This is a genomic window from Carboxylicivirga sp. (assembly GCF_982718395.1).
Window position 1 is genome coordinate 1 of record NZ_CEXQWX010000271.1, and the last position, 4550, is coordinate 4550.

Annotated in this window: 4 protein-coding genes; all 4 read right to left on the reverse strand. The window is 37.8% G+C overall.

Features of this window, described 5'->3' with window-relative positions; genetic code table 11:
• Positions 1-1719: SLBB domain-containing protein (locus tag AC4MRQ_RS24995; protein WP_491200461.1), on the reverse strand; the 1719-nt coding region annotated here is incomplete at its 3' end.
• 266 nt (positions 1720-1985) lie between these two features.
• Entirely contained in the window at positions 1986-2588 is a 603-nt protein-coding gene (locus tag AC4MRQ_RS25000; RefSeq protein ID WP_491200462.1) for a lipoprotein signal peptidase, read from the reverse strand.
• A gap of 164 nt (positions 2589-2752) precedes the next feature.
• On the reverse strand, positions 2753-3130 hold the full coding sequence (locus AC4MRQ_RS25005) for a TraR/DksA family transcriptional regulator (RefSeq protein ID WP_491200463.1): 378 nt from the start codon (positions 3128-3130) through the stop codon (positions 2753-2755).
• A 30-nt stretch (positions 3131-3160) separates the two neighbouring features.
• Positions 3161-4550: class I tRNA ligase family protein (locus AC4MRQ_RS25010; protein ID WP_491200464.1), on the reverse strand; the 1390-nt coding region annotated here is incomplete at its 5' end.

The window sequence follows — 4550 nt, forward strand, 5'->3', positions numbered from 1 at the left end:
AATCTGATCGTAAGGATGCAGAACAAACTTAGCATCTTCTCCATTCATTCTTAAATCTCGAGAAATTGAAAATTGATAAACATGAGCTATTTTATCCGAAGCCTTTTGTGCTTCTTCGTAAGTCAGACGGCGTGAAATCTCAATAAATGCTTCCGATGCTGACTCTTTAAATCCCCCTGATTTAAATACCAAATCGGATAGCGTCATGTCATCCTGAAAATCAAACTCACCCGGATACTGTACCTCTCCATATATCTCAACCGTTCGAATTTCCCTCAAATCATTAATAGAGGATATGGTTACAATATCTTCCCGTTTCAGTTCCATATCCATTTCGCTTCTTAAAACTTCTTGAACATTGAAGGTGATATTCTGTAAACTTAAGTCATCCATCAATCGAGTCACTAAACCACGATGTAAGAATACATCCTCTCGAACTCCATCTGCCCTGTCAATTAATTGCTTTAAGGTTAACCCTTCACTTAGTTCGTAGTTACCAGGGCGATAAACAGCACCTTCGATGCTGACCTTATTTGCATATCGTTCTAATATAGGTCCAACATAAATACTATCACCTCCTTCAACTAAGACGGATGCAAAATCTTGTGCTATTACATCTTTAAAAGCCCTTTCTCGACTTGTAGTTCGGTATAGCTCAATTCTATTGCGGTAAGCATCCTCAGTAAAGCCACCGGCAAATTCAATAACATCACTAATTTTTTCTTCCAACTTGGCTTCAAAAATTCCATTCCGTTTTAATTCCCCTCCCACTTTGATGCGTTTCTCATAAGTCGTAACTAACACAACATCACCATCACTTAAAGGAATATTGACTTCACTCTTACCGCGAAGCAAGTATTCATAAACATCCAATATTGCTAATGTTTTCCCATCACGAATTACCTGAATATTACGAAATGTACCATCTACATTTGGTCCACCAGCCAGATACAATGCATTAAAAGCCGAAGCTGTACCCGGCAATGTGTATGTACCTGGCATAAAAACTTCACCAATTACATTTACTTTGATAGCTTTAACTGTTCCTACATTTATACTTGCAAATGTTCGTGGATTGGATGATTGTAAATCACTATAAATTAGCGTGAGTTTATTAAACAACCTTTTTCTGGCTGCTTCTTGAGTTAATCCACCAACCTGTACCGGACCAACATTAGTTATATTGACGTAGCCATTCTTTTCAATCATCAATTGATAGCTTTGTTGTGAGGCACCCCAAATATCAATTAGAATTTCATCTCCGGCTCCCAACACATACGATGATGGCACCGGAATATTAACATTAGGTTCGAAGGTCAGGTTTTCATTATTAAAGAATGAAAAGCCAAAGATTCTGGTATCTACTTTTGAAGTATCAACAGGTAACTTAATGGATTCTACCATTCCTTGTTGATCATCACCTAAAGACAGTGAACTACTTTCTGTTCCTGAAGCACCACTTAACTTTACTTCACTAATTCGCTGCTTTAACTTGGCTATCTGATCCTGACTCATCCCTCTGGCTTGGGCTAAAGCGATAGCTTGCTGTTCTGTCAAGCCCCGTTTCTCCATTTCCTGAATCATTCTCAATACCTGCGCATCACTCAAATCATCAACGTTAACTGACCTAGCATCTACTGAATTCGGATCGACACCTTGTGAACTTAGTGCAGTGGATAATGATAGAATTAATGAAAGCAAAATAAAACGCAATACCATACGTCTGTTCTTTTTAAGAGAACCTTTTCAGGTTCTATAGTTAATTTTTAATACGCTATCGCTTCCTGACTCCCATTTGACTTTAGACAAAAGAAGAGCAGTAAGTCCTAATTTATTGACTCTAAGAGAGTCTGAAAACACACAACTCTGCTACGCAAAAACCGCCGCGAAGTTATAGATAATTGCGCATAAATGCATGTTAAAACTTCTTTTTTCACATAATAGTTTCCGAAAGAAATTCACGGCATATACAAGTCTCTTATAATCTATTCTTTAAAGAAACGCTTCTGAAAGAATAATATTATAACAATCCCAATAGTGATGGATGAATCGGCGATATTAAATACCGGACGAAAGAAAATAAAAGGATTACCTCCTAAATATGGAAACCATTCCGGATAACGCCCTTCAATCAAAGGAAAATACAACATATCAACAACTTTCCCGTGTAAGAAAGACGAGTAACCGCCACCTTCAGGCATCAATGTGGCAATTTGCCCGTAGCTATGATCAAAGATAATTCCATAAAAGGCACTGTCGATAATATTACCGAGTGCACCTGCTAACACTAACGCAACACAATATACCAATCCATTGGGCGCCCCTTTTTTCGTCAGGTTGATCATATACCAACCTATTCCAATCACTGCAATAATTCTAAAAATACTTAAAAAGGCCTTGCCAAATTTACCGGCTAATTGCATCCCGAATGCCATTCCATTATTCTCAACAAAATGAATAATAAACCAGTTTCCCAAAACAGGTATCTCATCCCCAAGCATCATGTGAGTCTTAATATAAAATTTGACCACCTGATCAATGAGGAGAATAATAAAGATAATGAGAAAGGATTTTTTAATTACCGACATAGCCCTTTTATATTATTAATGATTTCACCTACGCAACAAGTACTTTCAGGTTACGATTTCTTGCTCCTAATCAAAGATATTTTAAACGCACAAATGACCAATGGATACTATTTGCCTCCATTGGTCAGTGCTTATCATTTTAACTTTATCAAATCAAACAAAAACTACTTTTGTCCCTGTTTTGCCTCAACACTAAGGGTAGCATGTGGCACTGCTTTTAATCGCTCTTTAGGGATTAATTTACCGGTTACACGGCAAACTCCGTAAGTTTTATTTTCAATACGTACCAAGGCTGCCGAAAGGTGCTGGATAAACTTCTGCTGACGTTGCGCCAACTTACCAGCTTCTTCTTTTGACAACACAGCAGCTCCCTCTTCCAACACTTTAAATGTTGGTGAGGTATCTTGTGTGTCGTTACCATCCTGATGAGTAATGGTATTTCTTAATAGTTCATAATCCCTCTTGGCCTTATCGAGTTTCTTCAGGATAATTTCTTTGAATTCCTGAAGCTCTTCATCTGAATAACGGGTTTTTTCAGCCATAATGACTAATTTTAGTTATCAACATACCACCTATGCCTTCTTAACGGACATAACAGTGGTTATTTCATCATCAATCTCAACGGTTGATACACCGTCCTTATTGCATTGATCCACTAATTTCACTTCCACAGCCAAAGTTTGTGCTCCAATGTATTCAGCATGCTTTTCAACTGCTGAATTAATCCCCTCATGCTTCTGAATTTGCAACTTAATTTTATCTGTCACATCAAAACCAGAATCTTTCCTCAAATTCTGTATACGATTGACAAATTCACGGGCAATTCCTTCTTCACGAAGGTCATCTGTCACATTAATATCCAAAGCAACAGTTATCTTACCTTCGTTGGCAACTAACCAGCCAGGAATATCCTCTGACATTATTTCAACATCCTCAAGTGTCAGAACAATGGATTGTCCGTTGACATCCAAATTATATTGTTCATCTTTCTCGAAGATAGCAATTTCTTCCTGACCCATTGCATTTATTGCACCTGAAATTGCTTTCATATTTTTACCATGCTTAGGTCCAAGGGTTTTAAAGTTGGGTTTAATCTTTTTCACCAATACCCCTGATGCCTCTTTCAGGTATTCCATGTCTTTGACATTCACCTCTGTTAAAACAAGGTCTTTGATTGCCTCCAACTGATGTTCAAAAGCCTCATCCAATATTGGAATCATTACTTTGTTAAGGGGTTGGCGCACCTTAAGATTAACCTTACGACGCAGACCTAATACCATAGAAGAGATTGTTTGAGCATACTCCATACGTTCTTCAAGCTCTTCATCAATTAGATTTTCATCAAAAGATGGGAATTCAGCTAAATGAACAGATACATCAGAATATTTACCTGAAACCTTATTCAAATCGACAAATAACTGATCAGTAAAGAAAGGTGCAATTGGCGCAGATAATAAGGTAACTGTTTCTAAACAAGCATACAATGTCTGGTAAGCAGCTAACTTATCCTCATTCATTTCACCTCCCCAGAAACGCTTGCGATTCAAACGCACATACCAGTTACTCAGGTTTTCCATAACAAAATCCTGAATAGCTCGTCCTGCACGAGTTGGCTCATAGCTTTCATACGCATCTGTCACTTCTTTTACCAAAGAATTAAGTAATGACATTACCCAACGATCAATTTCAGATCGCTTCTCTACGGGTACCAGTTCTTCTTTGCCTGTAAAACCATCAATATTGGCATACAATGAAAAGAATGAATAGGTATTATATAGTGTTCCAAAGAACTTACGCTTTACTTCATCAACACCTGCGATATCGAATTTCAGGTTATCCCATGGCTGGGCGTTGGTGATCATATACCAACGTAATGGGTCTGATCCGTATTTCTCGATTACCTCAAAAGGATCAACGCCATTACCCAAGCGTTTCGACATTTTATTACCTTTCTTATCCAAT